Origin of the sequence: Salibacterium aidingense DSM 18341 (assembly GCF_000429685.1) — a bacterium.
Lineage (GTDB): Bacteria > Bacillota > Bacilli > Bacillales > Marinococcaceae > Salibacterium > Salibacterium aidingense.
Map to the genome: position 1 here is coordinate 19,668 of NZ_AUCI01000030.1, position 20,801 is coordinate 40,468.

The following is a 20,801-nucleotide window of genomic DNA, read 5'->3' on the forward strand; positions in this document are numbered from 1 at the left end:
TAAAAACCTTGATTTAGCGGAGGTTCGTTTGATTTTTAAAAAATCATGACAAAAATGACACCTATGTAATATTTCCTAAGATTATCGTTTTTCTCCAACACGGCCCATACCTATCCAAAAAACCCCAAAACAAAGCCCCTGCCGCAATCGTTTATCGGCAGGGGCTCTTGTTTTTTATTCAATCGACTCGTAATCATCCGGGTTCTCTGCTGTAATAGGTTCAGTAGCGTCCATATGACCGAACAAGGAAGATTCTTCTTCCCCTTCAATTAATATTTTGGTTTCCTCATAACCGAACTGTTCCATCATCAACGCAATTTGTTCGGTAATAGCCATTTCCGCGCTGGATCCGGCATTTGTATCCAGGAAGGATTCGGAAAAGGACACTTCTGCGACACCGTCCGATTCTTCAACAGATTGGACTTCTACGTCTTCCTGAAAATGAGAGGTTAGTTCCTCATGTTCCGGGCCGTCAATCCAGGCCTGGAGCGCAGCAGCAGGAATCTCCTCTTCGGAATCTGCTTCTACTTCTTGTTCTTCTTTATAGGTTTCAAGCAGTTCGTTATCAGAAAAGTAGAGCGTTACGGTTTCTGTCACTGTTTCTTCTGAAGAATCGGTTTCCACCGTGTCTTCCTGCTCCACTTCGGTTTCGTCCGCAGATTCTTCTGTCTCCTCTGCAGCATCTTCGGTGCCTTCTTCTGTATCCTCCTGAACATCATCTTCGGCCGGCTCTGTGTCTCCTGCTTCATCTCCTGTATTTTCCTGGTTTTGTTCTTCTCCCTGGCCACAGGCAGCAAGAATCCCCAAGCTTAATATGGCAGTAATGAATAAGTACAATAGGCGTTTCATGTGATACCCCTTTCTTCCTGTTTTAATCTCTGTCTACTTCATAGTCGATATGTAGAAAGAAACAGTTACAAAAAGTGTAGAAAAAGTAGAAATTAATGTCAAAGGCCTTTTCTCCTTATTTCTTTAATGTAAAATTTTCTGAAAAATACCATTGACCACGGAAAACGTCTGTCATACAATAAGTAAAAATAATTAAACTGTTTTATAACAGTAAAGGAAAGGGTGGAATATTTATGTTAAAACGGCAGGAAAGAAAAAATATGATATCGTTTCTCGCACAAATGAGAGGAGAGGAAGCCCACTATTTATCAATTCTGACCGATGAAGAGGTAGAGCATCTATATGAAAAAACCTATTTCGAAACACAGATAACAGAATAATACACAAGGCAATGAACACAACCGCAGCAGAAGCGGTTGTGTTTTTTATTTTTTGAATCTACGATGTTAGAAAAAAGTGATATAATGGGCGGTGTTACGTTATTTTGACAGGTGGGAGAATGAAAAATGTCTAATAAAAAACTGGCGGGCATCGTCCTTGCTTTTATTCTAATCTATGCGATAGTATATTGGATGTTTGTATTATTTTAGGGACTGAACTGAAGCTGGCAGAGGCTTTTTCTTCCTGATAATACAAAAAGGAGAAAATCATTTGTAACATAGAAGAAAGACTAACGACTAAAGTATGGGAGTGTTCATAGTGAAAGAGGAATTCGAGCGGTTGTATGAAACCTATCACCACTCTCTTTATCAATATTTATTCTATATGGTACGAGACAAAGAAACCGCGGAGGAATTGGTGCAGGAAGTGTATATCAAAGTGTTTCATTCGTTTGATTCCTTTGAAGGAAAGAGCAGTGAAAAAACCTGGCTGTATTCCATTGCCAGACATGTTGGCATAGACTGGGTCAGGAAGCAAAACCGAAAGAAAAGAAAGTGGCTCGGTGTCCTTGGCCCGCTTTCAAAAGAAGAGGTAAGGGATCCAGCTCCCTTGCCGGAAGAAATAGTATCAGCCAGGGATGAAGCCAGAGAGGTATTCGAAGGAATGGAACACTGCACTCCGGATCAACGGCAGGTGCTTGTACTCCGTTATATCGATTCGCTCTCTATTAAAGAGACGGCGGAAGTGCTCGGATGGTCGGAGAGCAAAGTGAAAACAACGCAGCACCGCGCCATCAAGAAACTTCAGGATGTGCTGGGAAGCCAGGCTCGTGTGTCAGAAAGGAGGGCGGGACAGTGAGAAGGTTTAATCATTCTTCAGAAGAACAGATAAAACAGGCGTTGGAACATCTTCCCCGGGTGGAGGATAAACGATCAAAAGAAGACATTTATCAAAATATTGTGCGTCATTCCAGGAAACCCCGGCAGAAACCGTCAAAAAAATGGGTGGTCCCGGCTTTTTCTGCAGCAGCGGCCTGTCTGCTTCTGCTTGTACTGGTTCCAAATTTAATGTCGCTGAATAACCAGTCCGGTTCGCCGGGAGGAACCGGGGACAATGCCGAAGAAGAAGCGGATATGAGCACAATGGAAGACTCAGAAACACAGGAGCGCAGCACCGAAGAAGGCAGTAGTGATTCGGGCGGCGGAGCTACATCGGAAAACGCTCCGGCAGATGATAAAACAGAAGATTCCAACTCAGCGGATATCGAAGAGGAGCCCCCGGTAGAGACAGGGGAAAAAGAGGTTTCCTATGAAAATTATACAGCTGCTTTAAAGCAGGAGGATATCGGACAGGAAGAAAACGCTGTTACCATCCCTCTTCAGAATGCGCAGGCTTCTTTGGTAGTCCCGGTCACGTTTATAGCAGAACCCTCCCAGAATCCTATGGAAACGCTGGAACAACAGAGCGATAACTATAATGGCGAAGAGCTTGGCCTTGGCCCTTCCCCGCTTCGTGATATAGATTGGACGGATGGAGGAGACAACACCTTTCTGGAAGCGGATTTTGACGAAAAAGAAACCCCCGTAAGCAGTGCGGAAAGCAATCTAATTGTAAAAAGCTTAAGTGAAACGCTTCGTTACAGAGATGAGACCGAAGTTCTGCTGACAGATGACGGGGATTCCGGAGTAGATTTAGGCAGCTACGGGATGATGGAACATTACACTGAAGAAGAGAATAACCGCGGTTATTACGTATATACAAGTGACACAGGCCGTTCGTTTTTGGTGAGTCAGCAGGCTGCAGACCTGGAAAATTCAAATCAAAATGGAGAACTGCTCACGTTTGATGAAACATTGGAACACATGCAGTCTGTTCCCGATGAAAGCAATGCCGAGCCGTCAATTCCGGCCGATGTTTCATTTGAAGCGGTGGAAGAAGAGGACGGAGCAGCCAGGGTTGCATTTGCAGAGAACAGTGAATTTCCGGAGGAAGGAAATGTCCGCTGGATGATGGAATCAATTCTCTTCACAGCCGCTGATTTTGGTTACGACCAGGTTGTCTTTGAAGGTATTTCAGCAGAAGAGACTGGAGGCTATCCGGTCAATCAGCCGGTCGACATTCCAATCGCCCCAAACCGGGTGCCAGAGGAATGACGATTATTTTACACGAGATCTTTTTTGAATTGGGATTGTTTCGTCCGGTGGAAGCCGGAATACTACGCTCAGCGCCTCATGGCAATCCCAGTTTTTACTGATACTTGGATATTTATCTTTCGATGAAGCGATTGGACATTTATTCCGCTAATCCTATCATTTTTCCCATTTTGGAGGAGGGATTGGACATATATTCCGTTATTGCCCCTTTTCAGTAATGAAAAAGCAGCCCAGAGCACTAATAGCGGAACAAATGTCCGATAAAGCTGCTTCAGGCCCCTCATTCTGCCATTTAGCGGAACAAATGTCCGCAGGGCATTCTTCTTGTAAATATGGAGGGAAAAGCAGGATTCCGCGAAAGGAAGGAGCTGTATCTAAGGGTACAGCTCTTATTTTTGTGACTAATAAAATCCAGGGCAGAAGGCCGGGATGAAGCAGAGGCGCTGCCCCCCTCCCCTCCGTAAAAAAAGACACGAGAGCACCGCAGGGAGCCGATGCCGTTGACCCCCGGCGGCGAATTCCCTTTATTGCTCAACAAGCGCCTTATAGCATACTTTTATACAGCCCCTCCACCTGTGGGAATTCTGGGCTGTTGTCACCATTATTTCTGTTTCTCATAAGGTAGGACTGATTACCAATAGAAACGGAAGGAAAGCATTGGCTGTATCTTACATGGATTACACGTCACCAGATGCGGAGTATTTTTTTAATGTGAACCAAAATCGGTTGTTTACAAGGAATGCAGAAAATTATATCAACAGGCTGGGCAGAGACAATTAGAATACGTTAGGGAACGTTTCCCTGCTTGATATTTATTTAAGCAGAGCGCATGTAACCCCATTATTATCAAAATGCTTCTGAGCTGGTTTATTGTATTGAAGGAGCTGCGGAAGTTTCATTTTTAACCCGTTTACAACGAGGTGACAAATATTCGAATCATGCCGGGAGAAGTGGCAAATATTCCGCAGGGGTCGTGGCACTGGGAAGAAGCATTGGAAGATAATACTCATTTGCTTGCCATTTTTGATGCTCCGTATCCTGAGTATATTTTTGGGTCTGACATTCTCACCAAAACGCCGGCAGAAGTATTTGCCCACACGTATTGCCTGGACGAAGAAACATTTAAAAACGCAGTAGCGCCTCTGCACGGAGAAACGATTATTATTGGTCCTACCGATGAGTGCGGACAGGAAGCGCAGGAGCAGGTTCAGCATTATGCCGGTGGAAATCATACGCCGAATATGGGCTATTCCATGCCCTATTACGTATATCCGCAGCCGTATCCCAGGTACTATTATTGTCCGATGTTTCGGTAATGAATATATTCCGCCATACAAAAGGACTGTTCCAAAATCACAAATAGGAACAGTCCTTTATCTATGGTGCAGCAAACAGCAAGGATGGTGCCGGAAAACCGGCGTTTTGTATTTAAAATAGATTGGACAGGATGCCGATAATGACTAACACGACAAAAACCCATCCTACAGCACGGGCAAGGCCGCGTCCTGTGAAGATTCTCCGCTTCTGCCACCGGTTTGGATTAAACGCGGCCTCTCCTTTTGAAACAGGCGGCCCGGCCTGCATATAAAAAGGTTTTGCGTTTTTTAATATAGGAGGGGCTACAGCGGCTCCGGCAATGAGGCCGAATAGATGGCCGAGAATATTGATTTGTGGGTTTAAAAAGGTCATGACGACCCCGAGAATAAGAATAATACTGATAATCTGCGCGTTCATGGCATCAATTAAATCCTTCCTGTACAATACCATGTATAAATAGACCCCAAATAATCCGAAGATGGCACCGGATGCTCCGAGGTGGGAATACATTGGACTGGTTAGAAAAAAAGTACCGATATTGGCCAAAACCCCTGCGCCAAGATAGACCGTAAGAAATTTTACGGTCCCGAGCATCTTCTCAAGCGCTGGGCCAAATAAAATCAGGGAAATAGAATTAAATAAGACATGCCGCATTCCTTCATGCAAAAAAATGGGTGTAATAAGCCGCCAAAATTCGCCGTCAGCAATTGCGCCGGTATTCCCGAGTCCCAGATGCAGAATCAGTCTGCCAAAAGGAATTGCCCCCCCTGTAAGATAGGAAAGATTGATCCAAAGAAATAGAATAAGGTGTATAATAGTAAGCGTTGTAATAACTGGATAATTTTTTCGGTACGAATAAAATGTTTCATTTCGTATGAACATGTGGTATCTCCTTTTTATAAAAAGGTATAAGAATAATTGTATTTATTTATTTTAGCATATGAGAAATGAGGGAGGCTAATGAGGCCTTCTGGGATGTTGGAGGAAAAAAATGGTGAGAGGCATCGGCATAGATATCGTGGAGCTGGCAAGAATTGAAAGACTTCTCCTGAAAAACGATCGGTTTGAAAAAAGAGTGCTTACCCCGGCGGAATGCCGAAAAATGAAACAGTACCAGGGAAAACGAAAAATCGAATATACAGGCGGACGGTTTGCCGCCAAAGAAGCGTTTGTAAAAGCTGCTGGAACGGGGATATCTACTCATTACAGCTTTCAGGATCTTGAAATCACCTCCGATGAAAACGGGAAGCCATGCCTTGAGGCAGCAGGATGGAACGGAAAGATTCATGTATCTATCTCTCACAGCCAAGAATACGCGGTAGCGCAGGTAGTTCTTGAATAGCCGGAAGTTCTTACGGCTTGTTTGCATAACGGTGAGGGTTGTCTCATAGAAATATAGTGCGGTTGGGAGGGACCTGACATGCAAGTGGTTACGGGTGAAGAAATGAGGAAAATCGATCGGTTTGCCATGGATGAATTGGGAATGAAAGAAGAGCTTTTAATGGAAAATGCCGGACGGGCTGCAGCTCGTCAACTGGAAAAACATTATGGCTCTTCCGCTGGTAAGAAAGCGGCTGTTCTTATTGGAAAAGGGAATAATGGCGGGGATGGTTTTGTCATTGCAAGGATACTGCTGGAGAAAGGATGGCATCTTGATACGTGGCTGCTTTCGGAAGCGGAGCAGTTTAAAGGAGCCGCCCGATACCACAAGGAACTGTATGAACATTGCGGGTACGAATGGCAGTATTGGTCTCCCAAAACAATGGTCCATCTGCAGGATGAGTACAGCATTATTATTGACGCGATGCTGGGGACAGGAGTTACCGGAGAATTAAGGGAACCTTTTAAGGAAGCAGCAGCATCGATGAACAACTCGAAAGGAAAGGTCGTCTCCATCGATGTTCCCAGCGGAGTTCCCTCCGGGGAAGAACCAGTGCCGGATACTGCGGTGAAAGCGGACATGACTATTACATTACAGGCCCCGAAGGTCAGTGCTTACCTGTACCCGGCAAAACATCATTATGGTCAGCTCATCATAACGGATATTGGAATTCCGGCAAAAGCCATGCAAGTCCAGCAGGATGTGAAGAGAGAATGGCGGGAAGGTGATGTCGTCCGGACCCTGCCAGGGCGCTCTGCTGCAGCATACAAGGGAAGCCATGGAAAAGGGCTCTTAATTGGCGGATCCCAAACGATGCCGGGGGCCCCGGCGATGGCATCATCCGCCTGTTTATACAGTGGAGCGGGGCTTCTCACCGCTGCTGTTCCTTTTTCTGCAATGCCAGCACTGGCAGCAAGCCAGCCGGAAGTAATGCTGACGCCTTTGCCTGAAGAAAATGGATATGTCGCGCCTCAGGTTACGGCTGCCAATCTGCCGATAGAAGCTTATGATAGTATTGCTGCCGGACCTGGCCTGGGAAGAGGAGAAGGCACCAGGGCTCTGGTGAAACATCTGGTAAGCAAAGTTGACGTGCCGCTGCTGTTGGATGCGGATGGATTATACTTTCTGCCGGAGCTGGAACGGGAGGTGATGAAACGCCGGTCTCCCTTGATTTTAACTCCTCATCCGGGGGAAATGGCACATCTTGCGGGGGTCTCCATTTTTGATGTGAACCGGCATCGTTTCACGCTTTCCCAGAATTACGCGAGACAGCACAAATGTTATGTTGTGTTAAAGGGGCCGGACACGATTGTCACTACTCCGGAAGGCCGCCAGTATGTGAATACGACGGGAAATGAAGTATTGGCCCGGGGAGGAACGGGAGATATCCTCACGGGAATTATGCTGGGGCTGGTTCTGCAGAAAGGAGAAATTAGTGCTGCCGCAAGCAATGCTGTGTACCTACACGGATATGCAGCTGATCTGGCTGTTCAGGAAGAATTTCATTCCTATTCCATGGCTTCAACCGACCTTATTCGTTACCTGCCGCCTGCATTTCGTTCTATAGTTTCTTCTTTGTAAGGTTCCCTCCTTTGTCGTTATTTTACAGACAAAGGAGAAATGATATCGTGCGCAGATTATGTTATGTAAGCATTATGTTTCTATTGACAATCGGGCTGCTTGCCGCCTGCGGGGAGAAATCACAGGAAGAAGTTGTGCAGGATCTGGATAACAAACTTCAGAATCTGGAGGGTTACAAAGGTAAAGCATCCATGACGCTGGAGACAGGAGAAGAACCCAGAACGTATGATGTAGATGTCTGGCATATGCAGAATGAACAAAATAAATATTACAAAGTAGATTTAAAAAATGAAAAAGAAGAACAGAATCAGATGATTATCCGCAACGATGACGGTGTCTTCGTATTAACGCCTTCACTTAATAAAAGTTTCCGTTTTCAAAGTGACTGGCCGAACAACAACAGTCAGGTATATCTTTATGAGTCTCTCCTTTCTGATATATTGATGGATGCGGAACGTACATTTGCCATCCATGAGGATACGTATGTGTTTGAAACCAAGACCAATTATCAGAATAAAAATCTTCACCATCAGGAAATCGTCCTCGATTCCAAATCATTGGAACCGCGCTCTGTGAAAATCTATGATGCCGACTACAAATTATTGGTCTCCGTCGATTTCTCCGATTTTGAAGAAAATGCAGAATTTGATAAGAATGATTTTGATAAAGATAAGAATATGACAGCTGCAAACATGGAGGTGCCAGCCTCGGCAGAGGAAGAAGGAAAGAATGAAGAAAACAAAGAAGAATCTACCAAAGAACCTGCTTCTTTTGATGTGGTGTATCCTTCCTTTGAACCACAGGGGGCGGCCCTTGAGGACACCGAAGAAACCATGACAGAAGCAGGAAAGAAAGTGGTACTCTCTTATGGAGGAGAAAAATCTTTCACGATCATAGAGACAGCAGAGGAAGCTGCCCCTGCCATGGCTAATGTCGATATGGGCGATGGAGGCCCCGTGCAGCTCGAGACTGCCATTGGAGCTCAAACCGAAGACTCTCTCACATGGACTCACAACGGGATAGAATTTTTCCTCGCTTCCAACAATTTAACGAAAGAAGAAATGGCAGCTGTAGCACGTTCCATGACAGAAACAGAACAAGACGTAAAATAAATGCTCAGACCTCAAAAGAAATTTTCTTTTGAGGTTTTGTTTTATTAGAGAAAGAAGACGGCTTTCTCCATCTTCGTTTTATTCGTAATGGCTGCATAAATGAAAAAATCTTTTCGAAGAATTGACATATGAAGGATTCCCTACAATAATCAATATAGACACTACAGGCATCGAAAAGAGTAGGGGACGATTAATTTGGCTTTTAAACAAACATCGTATCGAGATACATGGGCAGACATTAATTTGGACCATATTAAATATAATGTAAGAGAGGTTAAAAAACAGTTTAAGCAGCAGATGAATGTAATGGCGGTAGTGAAGGCAGACGGATACGGCCACGGTGCAGTGGAAACGGCCCGCGCCGCCTTGGATGCTGGAGCCGGCTTTTTGGGAGTAGCGCTTTTAGAAGAAGCATTAGAGCTGCGTGAGGCTGGTATCGAGGAACCAGTATTGGTACTCGGCCGTATTAACCCGGAGGATGCAAAGACTGCCCAAAAATATCATATTAGACTAACAGTTTTTCAAAAAGAATGGATGGAGGAGGCGCAAAAATTCTTATCCAGTGAATTCTCTCCGCTTCCAATCCATATTAAAGTGGATACAGGCATGGGAAGGATCGGGATGAAAGAAGATCAGGAAATTCTGTCATTTTTGGCTGCCCTGGAAGAGCATTCTTTAATGGAAGCAGAAGGATTGTTTACGCATTTCGCAACGGCGGATGAAAAGGAGACCTCTTACTGGCAATCCCAGTACCGCCGGTTTCTTCAAATTGCAGGGCTGCTGAACAGCAGCCTCGGCCCGCTTGCCTATGTCCATTGCGGCAACAGTGCGACGGCTCTTCGTTTTCCGGATCACTGTTTTAATATGGTACGGTTTGGCATATCTATGTACGGATTGACGCCTTCGGAAGAAATCACGGATGAAATTCCTTTTTCCCTAAAGGAAGCTTTTTCTCTTCACAGCCGTATTGTACAGGTGAAAAAATGCGCTCCCGGGGAAAACATCAGTTACGGAGCAACCTATACCACGAGCGGGGAAGAATGGATCGCCACGGTGCCTATCGGTTACGGGGACGGCTGGTATCGGTATCACTCTTCTAACGGGGGCGAAGTTCTTGTAAATGGGGAAAAAGTTCCAATAGTAGGAAGAATATGTATGGATCAAATGATGATCAGATTGAAGGAGCCGGTCCCTGTTGGGACAAAAGTCACCCTGATAGGCAGACAGAAAGACAGACATATTTCGGTATTGGACGCGGCACGCAGGCTTGGAACGATTACGTATGAAATCCCGTGCATGATCAGCAGCCGGGTTCCGCGCCGGTATATTCAAAAGGAATAGCTTTATTTCTTATCTTTCTTATCCTGAATAGCGAAAGCCCTTTGCAAACATTAGGACGAAATGCTATGATAAATTTAGTTGAAAAGAGAAGTAAGGCGTAAGCTGGAGGTGTATGTGGCGTGTATCAGAGAAGCACAAAGCAAATCAAAGTCAGTCTCCCTGAGTATCTGCTGCGTGAGTTGGACAGGATTGTCGAAGAAGACAACATGAATCGTCATGATTTTATTTATCAGGCCGCAGAGTATTACCTCAAGGAGCGCCAAAAAAGACGGGACCGAGAATCGATGCAACAGGGGTATATGGAAATGGCCAACATTAATCTGCATATAGCCTCTGAATCATTCCTTGCCGAAGAAGAAGCAGAGAATTCCCTGGATAACAGGCTGGTCAGCGGAGTATAAACAGAAGTCTGCCTACTTCTACAGTTTTTCTGTCATGGATTTATTCCTTCATTTTAACACTAAAAAGAGACGGATAAAAAAGTTGCTCTGCCTGCCAAATGGTGGAGCAACTTTTTTATGCACCATATTGCCTGTGGGAAGCTCGATTTGTATAATAAATAGTCGAAAAAAATAGTGATTTGTTTGCGCATGGCAGAAAGTCATGAAATAATAGAAGGACAAGTATGTTTTAGACGGCTGAAATCCGTTTATTTTTAATGCAGTAAATAGGATTGTGGAGGAGATTTCTTATGCAGCCATCTGTCATTGAGATGATAAACAGCTATCGGGATGAAGTCATTGCCCAATGGAAAAAAGAAATAACACAGGTGCAGGAAGGCGAATTTAATCATACTGTACCCGAAGCTGTCTTCAATGAAACAAATAAAGAATTTGTAGAACTAATTTTACATACCCTTGAACTGAAACAGAATGAAGCGAAAGAACATCTGCGTTCCTTTACGGAACGATTGATCCACACAGGCTGGCCTTTAAGTTACTTCACCAAAGGGCTTCAAGTTTTCAGACGGGTGCTGCTTGAATTAATGACTTCAAACGACGCTTTGCCGTCCAAAAAAGTCTATGAAACTTTTAGTGAAGTGGAAAGCTGGATAGACGGTATTATCAATCAACTGGTGGATGAGTATTCCGGTTCCTGGGAAAACACACTCCATCTGCAGAAACTGGCTTTGAAGGAATTATCTGCTCCACTCATTCCAGTATTTGAAAAAATCAGTGTGATGCCGCTGGTTGGAACCATCGATACAGAACGGGCCAAATTAATTATGGAAAGTCTATTAGAAGGTATTATCGAACACCGCTCCCAGGTGGTTTTGATAGATATCACCGGTGTTCCTGTTGTAGATACAATGGTGGCCCATCATATTATACAAGCAGCCGAAGCGGTAAGGCTTGTAGGAGCTAAGTGTATTCTCGTGGGGATTCGGCCGGAAATCGCCCAAACGATAGTAAACCTTGGAATAGATCTAGGTAAATTTTCTACGAAGAGCTCACTGCGGAAAGGAATTGAGTCAGGCTTGGAATTGACTCACCGAAAAATAGTAAGCGTATAAAGGGATCTAAAAATATGAGACAGGGGGGTTGAGGCCATGCGTATTCCTATTCTAAAACTAAACAGGTACCTGCTGATTTCAATCCAGGTCGATTTGGATGACCAAACGGCTCTTCAATTTCAGGAAGATCTTTTGAATAAAATTCACCAGGAAGGTTCTGCCGGGGTCGTCATTGATCTCACATCGGTCGAAATGATTGACTCTTTTATAGCCAAAGTATTAGGAGACGTTGTCGAGATGTCCAATTTGATGGGAGCGCGGGTCGTCCTTACTGGAATTCAGCCGGGGGTTGCTATTACTCTGATTGATATGGGCATTATGCTTGAAGAAGTGCCAACAGCTCTGGATCTGGAGCAAGGTTTGGAAAAACTTCAACAGGAATTGGAGGCATGAGAATGAGTGTTCAATCCAACGTTGAAGTACACAGCGAATGGGGAATTGTTTCCGCCCGTCAGGCCGGCCGGAACCTGGCTAAAGAGCTGGGGTTCGGAGGGGTCGATCAAGCTAGAATTACAACAGCCATTTCAGAACTGGCAAGAAATATCTATTTGTATGCGGAAAAAGGAGAAATCGTTCTGGAGGGTATCGAAAAAAAGGAAGCCGGCGGAGTGCATCGAGGATTGAGAATAGTAGCAAAAGACCAGGGGCCCGGTATTAAAAGCGTCCGTGAAGTTATGGAAGATGGGTATACTACTTCCGGAGGTTTAGGGGCCGGACTGCCAGGAGTGAAACGGTTAATGGACGAATTTGATATTGATTCCATTACGGGAGAAGGAACAGTCATTACAGTTGTTAAATGGCTTCGTTAAAGTTGGGGGGAACTAGGTTGGCGGATTCTTACCGATTAATGCAGGAACAATACGTAAAAATATTAAAAACATATCTGGAAGATAAGAATGAGATAGGGTTATACCAGGCGCAGCAATTCAGTAAAAAAGTACTGGAAAACCAAATTTCTCCGGAAGAAGTAGTCAGTCTCCATATTGAAGCGCTTGAACAATTTTACCCGGATCTGCCGCAGGGAGCCTGGGATTCCTTTGATTTTTTAATAGAAATTATGATGGGATACGGCATGGCCTACCGCGAACATCAGATTCTGCGGGACAAGCAGAAAGAACTGGAATCAGAAATCAATGTTGCAGCAAACATGCAGCAAACGTTTCTGCCTGACGAAGTGCCGGATGTTGAGGAGTTGGACATAGGAGTTATCAGCGTCCCAGCTTCGAAAATGAGTGGAGATTATTATCATTTTGTCAAAGATAATAATGGTTGTGTAGGGGTGGCGATTGCCGATATTATAGGTAAAGGAGTACCAGCGGCCCTATGTATGTCGATGATCAAGTACGGAATGGACAGTCTTCCCGAACAGCGGCTTCAGCCGGGAGCGCTGCTCGAGAACTTAAATAGAGTGGTGGAACAAAACGTCGCATCCAATATGTTTATTACTATGATGTATGGGTCGTATGATCCGCGGGTACATCATTTTTATTATTCGGGTGCGGGCCATGAGCCTGGATTTTTTTACAATAGAGCGGAGGACACGTTTGAAGAGCTTTACGCCAAAGGACTTGTGCTCGGGTTGAACAGAGATACTCAGTTTCGGGAATATCATAAAAAAATTGAACCGGGGGATTTTATCGTTCTGTTGTCTGATGGTGTCACAGAATGTCGGACGGCCGAAGGTTTTATCGAAAGAGAAGAGCTGACACGTCTTATTCACCAGTACAGTGATCTTTCCGCCCAGGAAATTGTTAACAATGTGTTTTACCAGCTGGAAAAGCTGCAGGGATTCAGCTTAAGGGATGATTTTTCTTTAATTATTTTAAGAAGAAAGGTTTAAATAAAAAAAAGCGCGGGAATGAGTGAAGCTAGAGTATATGAAGATGGAAAGCGTCTTTTTTTGTGCGGGAGATAAAACCCACTCTGGTGGAAGTTCTCATTGTTTTCACCGGGGAATTTATTATTAATATGAGAAATTTGTCATCATGTGTTTTATTATAGGAGGTACTATCATGAATCTTGATATTCGGACAGAGGAATTAGAACGGGGAACCCTGCTTTATATTGGAGGGGAAATTGATGCTTACACAGCATCCCAGCTGCGGGAAGCCCTTCTCCCGTTAACAGAAAAGAAGGGAGCGAATGTTGTCGTGGATTTGTCGAATGTCAATTATATTGACAGTACGGGTCTGGGGATTTTTATCGGTGCTTTGAAATCTGCCGAGAGTCACGAAAGTTATTTAAAATTAACCGGTTTAAACGAACGGGTCAAACGTTTATTTTCTATTACTGGTTTAGATGAAGTAATGGACATCGAAGAAGAGGAGGAAGCCCAGTGATGGAGAAAGAAGTAATAGACCACATTGAAATGAAGCTCCCGGCACGAGCGGAATATGTCGGGGTAGCGCGATTGACAGTTTCGGGAATAGCCAGCCGCGCCGGCTACTCTTACGATGACATTGAAGATTTAAAAGTTGCAGTGGCCGAAGCATGCACAAATGTTGTTGATCATGCCTACAAGCACGATGGGTTTATGGGATTATTCTGTGATCTTTATGAAGATAAGATTGAAATTGTCGTTTCGGACCGGGGGCAGAGTTTTCATTTTGAAGATATCAAAAGAGGACTTGGACCGATTGATGCCGAAAAACCTATAGAAGATCTAAAAGAAGGGGGGCTCGGACTTTTTCTAATCGATTCCTTGATGGATGAAGTAGAGATCAACGGAGAAACGGGCGTCGCCATAGTGATGACGAAGTTCCTGCAAAGAGATGGGAGGGAACCAGATGTCAATGGAATCCCAACAAAAAATGCACAAAAACAGCAATGATCAGGAAAATGAACAAGTATACGAATGGATCTCACAATTTCAGGAAAATCCGACGGAAGAAATACAGACAAAACTGGTAGAACACTATGAGCAGCTCGTCCAATCTCTGGCAAGAAAATTTTCCCGTGGTCAGGATCACGATGATGATTTGTATCAAGTGGGAATGATAGGTCTTCTTGCCGCTCTCCGCAGATTCGATGATTCGTATAACCGAAGTTTTGAATCGTTTGCCGTCCCCACGATTGTCGGGGAAATTAAACGTTTTATCCGGGATAAAACATGGAGCGTCCATGTTCCGAGAAGGATCAAAGAGCTGGGACCGCGTATCAAAAAAGCGGTGGAAGATTTAACGAGTGACCTGCAGCGTTCTCCGCAGGTGGAAGAAATTGCATCCTATCTGGGTGTAAGTGAAGAAGAAGTATTAGAGACAATGGAAATGGGAAAAAGCTATCAAGCATTATCGGTGGACCGTTCCATCGAAGCTGATCAAGAAGGCAGTGCCGTAACTCTTCTGGATCTTGTTGGTTCTACCGAAGAAGGATATGAAAAAACCGACCAGCATCTTTTGTTGGAAAAAGCTTTTTCTGTTTTGACGGATCGGGAAAAAGAAATTCTTCAGTGTACTTATTTTGACAATTTGAGCCAAAAGGAGACGGGAGAACAGCTTGGAATTTCACAAATGCACGTGTCCCGCCTGCAGCGCAGAGCTTTACAGAAATTACGGGATTCGATAAGAGTAGAACCATCGGAGTGTCTGTGATGATTGAGAATAAAACTCATTCAAAAGTAGAGATTGCTGCCTTTCAGCAGAAGAAGAGCGGCACGAATCAATGCGGAGATGATTATGTTACCATAGAGACAGAAGCCTGCTTCCTCTGTGCCCTGGCTGACGGCCTCGGCAGCGGAGAAGGAGCGTACCATTCTGCCAGTATTGCCATGGATACAGTCAGGAAGCATTATGATCAGGATATGGATGTTATACTCGATAAATGCAACCGCGCTCTTCTTCATGAACGGGGAGTCGTTCTTACTATATTAAAAGTTGTTTTTGACACCAACGAGATTATCTATGGCAATATCGGCAATATTGAGACGTACCTGTTTTCGGAAGAAGGAGATATGAAACGTCCGATCCCCGCTCCCGGTTATTTGTCCGGCAGGAAGTTCAAATATAGAAAGCTAAGCTATTCGATGTCTCAAGGCACTCATTTTGTTATGCATTCTGATGGTATCAAGTTTACGAGATCGGATCAGCAAAGTGTCCAGCATATGGGATGCCCCCGAACCGCTATTAAACATTTTGCCGAAAAAGCGCAGCGGCAGAATGATGATATTACTGTGATAATAGGATATATTACATGAAGAGCCCTGAGACCGTACAGAGGCTCTTTTTTACCCTTATGGGAGTATACAAGGGGAAGAAACCCTGTATATTCTGTTTCATGTTATGATGGAAACAAGTACGTTTCACCGTTGGAGTACAGGAAAGGAGAGGCATAGTATGGCCGTAATGGAAGAAACAGAAGAGGCGTTATTAGAGAAAATTACAGAGGATCTCCCGTTACAAAAATCGGCGGTGCAGCGGATCATCCGGCTGCTTGAGGAAGGAAATACCGTCCCGTTTATCGCCCGCTACCGCAAAGAACAGAGCGGCGGTGCAGATGAAATACAAATTCGGACTGTACAGGAATCATGGGAGTATGGAAAGCAGTTAAATGAAAGGAAGCAGGAAGTTCTGCGTCTTATTGAAGAACAGGGGAAATTAACACCAGAATTGCAGAAATCCATCAATGCCTCTGTGAAGCTGCAGGAAGTAGAGGATCTTTACCGCCCGTATCGGCAAAAGCGGAGAACAAGAGCAACCAAAGCGAAGGAAAAAGGCCTGGAACCATTAGCAGAATACATATTTTCACAGCCGAGAGAAGGGAACATAAGAGCGGAAGCTTCTCGTTATTTAACGGAAGAAAAGGAAGTATTCTCTGAAGACGATGCCTTGCAGGGAGCCCTGGACATAATCGCGGAATGGGTTTCGGATGATGCAAAAGTGCGCACAGAAATTCGAAATGTAACATACCGGCAGGGCAGTATCGCATCGAGTAAAAAAACGAAAGCTGCGGATGACCAGGGCATTTATGAAATGTATTACGACTATGACGAACCGATACGCAAAATCCCGGCTCACCGGGTACTTGCCATGAATAGAGGGGAAAAAGAAGAAGTGTTGAAAATTTCTCTTGAGATGGCGGAGGAGCCAGTATTTTCTTTTTTGGAAAAGCATGTGATTAAACGATTTGGTTCGCCATCGGTTCCTTACCTGAAGCAAGCCTACGAAGACGCCTATAAGCGTTTGATTGCTCCTGCTATCGAACGTGAGCTCCGCAAAGAATTAACAGAAAAAGCAGAGGAGCAGGCAATCCACATTTTCTCAGAAAACCTGAAGAACCTGCTCTTGCAGCCCCCTGTTAAAGGGAAAGTGGTACTGGGTGTTGATCCGGCTTATCGTACAGGGTGTAAACTGACGGTGGTGAATGAAACAGGTAAAATGATGACTGTTGATGTTATTTATCCGGTGCCGCCCAAGAATGAAGTGGAAAAATCAAAGGAAAAAGTAAAAAAACTGGTGGACACACATGGAGTGGAAATTATTGTTGTTGGAAACGGGACAGCTTCCAGAGAAACCGAGCAGTTCGTGGCAGATGTGATTTCCGAACTGGATACAGATGTATCCTATCTCATTGTTAATGAAGCAGGTGCCAGCGTGTATTCTGCCTCGCCGCTCGGCCGCGAGGAGTTTCCCAACCTGGAAGTAGAAGAACGAAGCGCGGTATCCATTGCCAGGCGGCTTCAGGATCCGCTTGCAGAATTGGTAAAAATTGATCCTCAATCTGTTGGTGTAGGCCAGTATCAGCATGATGTATCGCAGGCTAAGTTGAACGATTCCCTGAAATTTGTTGTAGAAACGACGGTGAACCAGGTTGGAGTAGATTTGAACAGCGCTTCTTCCAGTTTGCTCCAATATGTCTCCGGTTTATCAAAACCGGTAGCGAACAATATTATTCAAAGACGGGATGAAAAAGGATCTTTTCAAACGCGAAAAGACCTTCAGGAAGTCCCGCGCCTTGGTGCGAAAACCTTTGAACAGGCAGCTGGGTTTCTGCGTATTCCGGACGGCGCAGAACCCCTGGACCGCACAGCTATTCATCCGGAAAGCTACAGGACGGCATGGAAGCTGCTGGATCAAATAGGAGCGCGGGCACAGGAGGCTGGTTCAGACGATATAAAAGAAAAATTGGAAGGGCTTGAGGTTCATACTACAGCGGAAACGTTAAATGTGGGCGTTCCTACCCTGCGGGATATCATTGAAGATTTGAAACGGCCCAGCCGTGATCCAAGGGATCATCTGCCAGCCCCCATCCTGAAAAAAGGGGTAATGAGTATGGAAGACTTAATCAAAGGGATGGAACTGCAGGGAACCGTACGTAACGTTGTCGACTTCGGGGCGTTTGTGGATATTGGAGTGAAACAGGATGGCCTTGTGCACATTTCTAAACTTGCTTCCCGGTTTATTAAACATCCCATGGAGGAAGTATCTGTTGGTGATGTCGTCACCGTCTGGGTGGAAGACGTGGATCAGCAGAAGGGGCGAATTGCTTTGACCATGATTCAGCCGGAGAAACAAACGGAATCGTAAAAATAAGGCGGGGCAGAAGCTAACGGCTTCCATGTCCCGCCAAATTTTTCTGCTTAAACTGGTAATCAAACCAACATTGGTTCAGCACGCGGATTTCATGCCTGTTTTTTTCAAAAAAAGCTTTTTCCATCTGCTTCATAAACCATCCTGGCATTGCGCCCGCCCTCCTCCGGCAAGTAAAATGGTTGAGAAGTGGTTTGTGTATTAGTATATGTTTGAGGGTTTGTCAGAGTTGACAAAAAGGATTGAGATTACTATGGAAGAAAAAGAATTACAGGCGCTGACCGAGGACATCTCGCTTTCTTTTTTTCAAAAATCTTTTAAGCACCGTGTGAGGTTCAACAACAGGTTAAGAACAACCGGCGGCCGTTACATGCTGCAAAGCCATAATATCGAGATTAATCCCAAGCATTATGAGAAATTTGGAAGGGAAGAACTAATATCCATCGTAAAACATGAATTATGTCATTATCATTTACACCTTGAAGGAAAAGGGTACAAGCACAGGGATAAAGAATTTAAATGGCTGCTGGCGAAAGTCGGAGGCGCGCGGCATTGTCAAACCATTCCTGAACTACGGAACCAGGTGCGAACCGTACATTATTACAAGTGTTCAGGCTGCGGTATTCAATTCAGACGGAAGCGTAGGGTGGATACAGTGAAGTATGTGTGTGGAAAATGTAATGGGAAACTGAAAAAAATCTAATGAATGCTTGACCAAATCAAACCCCTGTGTTACATTATAAAAGTCGCTTCAGACAGGAGCGCACATATTCCTTGAACAAATTAATTAATAAATAAAATTAAATGATTGACAATACATAATCGATTCGATACAATAATCTTTGTCGCTGAAAACAGCACGATTTCAAATATTCCACAGTAGCTCAGTGGTAGAGCTATCGGCTGTTAACCGATCGGTCGCAGGTTCGAATCCTGCCTGTGGAGCCATGGAGAAGTACCCAAGTGGCTGAAGGGACACCCCTGCTAAGGGTGCAGGTCGCGTAAGCGGCGCGAGGGTTCAAATCCCTCCTTCTCCGCCATACAGATAAGGCCCGTTGGTCAAGTGGTTAAGACATCGCCCTTTCACGGCGGTATCAGGGGTTCGAATCCCCTACGGGTCACCATGGAGGGTTAGCTCAGCTGGGAGAGCATCTGCCTTACAAGCAGGAGGTCGGCGGTTCGATCCCGTCACCCTCCACCATCTAACCAAATGCTTTTGAAACAGAAACAGCATAACGATGGAGAAAACAAACGAGCGAACGTGGACAACGGTACGCAATCTTGCTCGGCGAAACAGCTGGAGCGTACATCAGTACGTGACATGACCGCCCGAGAGCAGTTGACGAAGAGGTTCGCAGCTTATTCTTTTCAAAAGGGCCTGTGGTGTAGCGGTTAACATGCCTGCCTGTCACGCAGGAGATCGCGGGTTCGATTCCCGTCAGGCCCGCCATTTAAAATATTAATATGGAGAATGGGGTATAGCCAAGCGGTAAGGCATCGGATTTTGATTCCGTGATGCGCTGGTTCGAATCCAGCTACCCCAGCCATTCTTGCGGGTGTGGCGGAATTGGCAGACGCGCTAGACTTAGGATCTAGTGTCTCTGACGTGGGGGTTCAAGTCCCTCCACCCGCACCATTAATCAAAAATAACTGGCCGCGCGGTCGTGGCGGAATGGCAGACGCGCTAGGTTGAGGGCCTAGTGGGAGTTAATCCCGTGGAGGTTCAAGTCCTCTCGACCGCACCATCTTATAGGCGCCCGTAGCTCAATTGGATAGAGCGTCTGACTACGGATCAGAAGGTTAGGGGTTCGACTCCTCTCGGGCGCGCCATTTCATTTACCGATCAACATAAAAACCTACATCGAATCAGAGAGATGGAACGTACACCAGTACGTGACATAACCGACCGAAAGAAGCAGACGACGAAGAGTTTCACTGCTTAGATCGACTTTGGAAGAAGGAGCAAGAAGGTCGAGGAAACAAGCGAGGAAGGAATGGAGCGTACATCATTACGTGACAGGACTGACCGAGAGCAGTAGACGAAGAGATTCGCCGCTTATTCTTACAAAGAACGGGAAGTAGCTCAGCTTGGCAGAGCACTTGGTTTGGGACCAAGGGGTCGCAGGTTCGAATCCTGTCTTCCCGACCACTACGCGGGTGTAGTTTAGTGGTAAAACCTCAGCCTTCCAAGCTGATGTCGTGGGTTCGATTCCCATCACCCGCTCCATTATGATATTTTTTCAATTGAATAAAAAAGACAGAAGTCTTTTTTTATGTCTGAAGAAATACATATGGGCCTGTAGCTCAGTTGGTCAGAGCGCACGCCTGATAAGCGTGAGGTCGGTGGTTCAAGTCCACTCAGGCCCACCAAAAAAATTACTAAAAAACTGTTGACTCCAGTTTGGTATGTTGTTATTATAATCATTGTCGCTTTGAAAGAGGCGAGCAATTGCCCTTTGAAAATTGAATGAAAGTCAAGCGTCTGTCAATTCAAAGACGATTCAACGGTGTTGAATCGCATGATTTATGTTTTGCTAGTTCAAACTTTTTAATGGAGAGTTTGATCCTGGCTCAGGACGAACGCTGGCGGCGTGCCTAATACATGCAAGTCGAGCGCGGGAAGCAGGCAGCCCCTCTTCGGAGGGAATG

General features: G+C 45.0%; 21 protein-coding genes, 12 tRNA genes, 1 rRNA gene and 1 pseudogene. 32 read left to right on the forward strand and 3 right to left on the reverse strand.

Annotated elements, in window-relative coordinates:
- Positions 1–174: 174 nt before the first annotated feature.
- A complete protein-coding gene (locus tag G475_RS0119520) occupies positions 175–849 on the reverse strand; it encodes a GerMN domain-containing protein (RefSeq protein ID WP_026702715.1) in 675 nt (224 codons plus the stop codon).
- Between the two features lie 233 nt (positions 850–1,082).
- Between G475_RS0119520 and G475_RS25740 the strand changes: the two genes are divergently transcribed.
- The 4 genes and pseudogenes from G475_RS25740 to G475_RS25750 all read left to right on the forward strand — a co-directional run bounded on the left by G475_RS25740 (position 1,083) and on the right by G475_RS25750 (position 4,699).
- On the forward strand, positions 1,083–1,229 hold the full coding sequence (locus tag G475_RS25740) for a BH0509 family protein (RefSeq protein ID WP_035712045.1): 147 nt from the start codon (positions 1,083–1,085) through the stop codon (positions 1,227–1,229).
- Between the two features lie 319 nt (positions 1,230–1,548).
- Positions 1,549–2,088, forward strand: a complete 540-nt coding sequence (locus G475_RS25745; RefSeq protein ID WP_051302754.1) for an RNA polymerase sigma factor SigX — start codon at positions 1,549–1,551, stop codon at positions 2,086–2,088.
- Entirely contained in the window at positions 2,085–3,383 is a 1,299-nt protein-coding gene (locus tag G475_RS0119540; protein ID WP_026702716.1) for a hypothetical protein, read from the forward strand. The genes G475_RS25745 and G475_RS0119540 overlap by 4 nt, the downstream gene beginning before the upstream one ends.
- 672 nt (positions 3,384–4,055) lie before the next feature.
- Positions 4,056–4,699: pseudogene (locus tag G475_RS25750) on the forward strand (cupin domain-containing protein).
- A 112-nt stretch (positions 4,700–4,811) separates the two neighbouring features.
- On the opposite strand, the gene G475_RS0119555 reads toward G475_RS25750, so the two are convergent.
- Positions 4,812–5,582 carry a rhomboid family intramembrane serine protease gene (locus G475_RS0119555; protein ID WP_026702718.1) on the reverse strand — a complete coding sequence of 257 codons (771 nt, stop codon included), beginning with the start codon at positions 5,580–5,582 and terminating at the stop codon, positions 4,812–4,814.
- A 109-nt stretch (positions 5,583–5,691) separates the two neighbouring features.
- Between G475_RS0119555 and acpS the strand changes: the two genes are divergently transcribed.
- From acpS to G475_RS0119625, 14 genes are all read left to right on the forward strand, one after another.
- Positions 5,692–6,042: a holo-ACP synthase gene (acpS, locus tag G475_RS0119560; protein ID WP_026702719.1), complete on the forward strand. Its 351-nt coding sequence runs from the start codon at positions 5,692–5,694 to the stop codon at positions 6,040–6,042.
- A gap of 78 nt (positions 6,043–6,120) precedes the next feature.
- On the forward strand, positions 6,121–7,662 hold the full coding sequence (locus tag G475_RS0119565; RefSeq protein WP_026702720.1) for a bifunctional ADP-dependent NAD(P)H-hydrate dehydratase/NAD(P)H-hydrate epimerase: 1,542 nt from the start codon (positions 6,121–6,123) through the stop codon (positions 7,660–7,662).
- A gap of 47 nt (positions 7,663–7,709) precedes the next feature.
- Complete coding sequence (locus G475_RS0119570) at positions 7,710–8,774, forward strand: LolA family protein (protein ID WP_026702721.1); 1,065 nt, start codon at positions 7,710–7,712, stop codon at positions 8,772–8,774.
- A gap of 195 nt (positions 8,775–8,969) precedes the next feature.
- Entirely contained in the window at positions 8,970–10,115 is a 1,146-nt protein-coding gene (gene alr, locus G475_RS0119575) for an alanine racemase (RefSeq protein ID WP_026702722.1), read from the forward strand.
- 119 nt (positions 10,116–10,234) lie between these two features.
- Complete coding sequence (locus G475_RS0119580) at positions 10,235–10,516, forward strand: CopG family ribbon-helix-helix protein (RefSeq protein ID WP_026702723.1); 282 nt, start codon at positions 10,235–10,237, stop codon at positions 10,514–10,516.
- A 290-nt stretch (positions 10,517–10,806) separates the two neighbouring features.
- Positions 10,807–11,628, forward strand: a complete 822-nt coding sequence (locus G475_RS0119585; RefSeq protein ID WP_026702724.1) for an RsbT co-antagonist protein RsbRA — start codon at positions 10,807–10,809, stop codon at positions 11,626–11,628.
- Positions 11,629–11,664: 36 nt separating this feature from the next.
- Positions 11,665–12,021, forward strand: coding sequence for an STAS domain-containing protein (locus tag G475_RS0119590; RefSeq protein ID WP_026702725.1), 357 nt, complete (start codon positions 11,665–11,667; stop codon positions 12,019–12,021).
- A 2-nt stretch (positions 12,022–12,023) separates the two neighbouring features.
- Positions 12,024–12,437, forward strand: coding sequence for an anti-sigma regulatory factor (locus G475_RS0119595; RefSeq protein ID WP_026702726.1), 414 nt, complete (start codon positions 12,024–12,026; stop codon positions 12,435–12,437).
- Between the two features lie 17 nt (positions 12,438–12,454).
- The gene (locus G475_RS0119600; RefSeq protein WP_026702727.1) at positions 12,455–13,468 is read left to right on the forward strand and encodes a PP2C family protein-serine/threonine phosphatase; all 1,014 of its coding nucleotides are present in this window, start codon (positions 12,455–12,457) and stop codon (positions 13,466–13,468) included.
- Between the two features lie 172 nt (positions 13,469–13,640).
- Positions 13,641–13,967 (forward strand): STAS domain-containing protein, encoded by a 327-nt coding sequence (locus G475_RS0119605; protein ID WP_026702728.1) that lies wholly within the window; start codon positions 13,641–13,643, stop codon positions 13,965–13,967.
- A complete protein-coding gene (gene rsbW, locus G475_RS0119610) occupies positions 13,967–14,458 on the forward strand; it encodes an anti-sigma B factor RsbW (RefSeq protein WP_407636216.1) in 492 nt (163 codons plus the stop codon). Before G475_RS0119605 ends, rsbW begins: the two co-directional genes overlap by 1 nt.
- Complete coding sequence (sigB, locus tag G475_RS0119615) at positions 14,415–15,218, forward strand: RNA polymerase sigma factor SigB (protein WP_026702730.1); 804 nt, start codon at positions 14,415–14,417, stop codon at positions 15,216–15,218. Before rsbW ends, sigB begins: the two co-directional genes overlap by 44 nt.
- Entirely contained in the window at positions 15,218–15,820 is a 603-nt protein-coding gene (locus G475_RS25755) for a PP2C family serine/threonine-protein phosphatase (protein ID WP_051302758.1), read from the forward strand. Before sigB ends, G475_RS25755 begins: the two co-directional genes overlap by 1 nt.
- A gap of 148 nt (positions 15,821–15,968) precedes the next feature.
- Complete coding sequence (locus G475_RS0119625) at positions 15,969–18,149, forward strand: Tex family protein (RefSeq protein ID WP_035712063.1); 2,181 nt, start codon at positions 15,969–15,971, stop codon at positions 18,147–18,149.
- Positions 18,150–18,168: 19 nt separating this feature from the next.
- On the opposite strand, the gene cmpA is transcribed toward G475_RS0119625, so the two are convergent.
- Positions 18,169–18,303 carry a cortex morphogenetic protein CmpA gene (gene cmpA / locus G475_RS27380; RefSeq protein ID WP_156911810.1) on the reverse strand — a complete coding sequence of 45 codons (135 nt, stop codon included), beginning with the start codon at positions 18,301–18,303 and terminating at the stop codon, positions 18,169–18,171.
- Positions 18,304–18,405: 102 nt separating this feature from the next.
- Between cmpA and G475_RS0119635 the strand changes: the two genes are divergently transcribed.
- The 14 genes from G475_RS0119635 to G475_RS0119700 all read left to right on the forward strand — a co-directional run.
- The gene (locus G475_RS0119635) at positions 18,406–18,855 is read left to right on the forward strand and encodes a SprT family protein (protein ID WP_026702732.1); all 450 of its coding nucleotides are present in this window, start codon (positions 18,406–18,408) and stop codon (positions 18,853–18,855) included.
- A 170-nt stretch (positions 18,856–19,025) separates the two neighbouring features.
- Positions 19,026–19,100 (forward strand) — tRNA-Asn (locus tag G475_RS0119640).
- A gap of 1 nt (position 19,101) precedes the next feature.
- Positions 19,102–19,192 (forward strand) — tRNA-Ser (locus tag G475_RS0119645).
- A gap of 9 nt (positions 19,193–19,201) precedes the next feature.
- Positions 19,202–19,276: transfer RNA gene (locus G475_RS0119650), tRNA-Glu, on the forward strand.
- A 1-nt stretch (position 19,277) separates the two neighbouring features.
- Positions 19,278–19,353 (forward strand) — tRNA-Val (locus tag G475_RS0119655).
- A gap of 173 nt (positions 19,354–19,526) precedes the next feature.
- Positions 19,527–19,602, forward strand: a tRNA-Asp gene (locus G475_RS0119660).
- 22 nt (positions 19,603–19,624) lie between these two features.
- A tRNA-Gln gene (locus tag G475_RS0119665) sits at positions 19,625–19,699 on the forward strand.
- A gap of 5 nt (positions 19,700–19,704) precedes the next feature.
- Positions 19,705–19,788, forward strand: a tRNA-Leu gene (locus tag G475_RS0119670).
- A gap of 22 nt (positions 19,789–19,810) precedes the next feature.
- Positions 19,811–19,897: transfer RNA gene (locus tag G475_RS0119675), tRNA-Leu, on the forward strand.
- An 8-nt stretch (positions 19,898–19,905) separates the two neighbouring features.
- Positions 19,906–19,982 (forward strand) — tRNA-Arg (locus G475_RS0119680).
- A 242-nt stretch (positions 19,983–20,224) separates the two neighbouring features.
- Positions 20,225–20,301, forward strand: a tRNA-Pro gene (locus tag G475_RS0119685).
- A 4-nt stretch (positions 20,302–20,305) separates the two neighbouring features.
- Positions 20,306–20,379: transfer RNA gene (locus G475_RS0119690), tRNA-Gly, on the forward strand.
- Positions 20,380–20,445: 66 nt separating this feature from the next.
- A tRNA-Ile gene (locus G475_RS0119695) sits at positions 20,446–20,522 on the forward strand.
- Positions 20,523–20,700: 178 nt separating this feature from the next.
- Positions 20,701–20,801 (forward strand): 16S ribosomal RNA (locus G475_RS0119700); the annotation flags it as partial.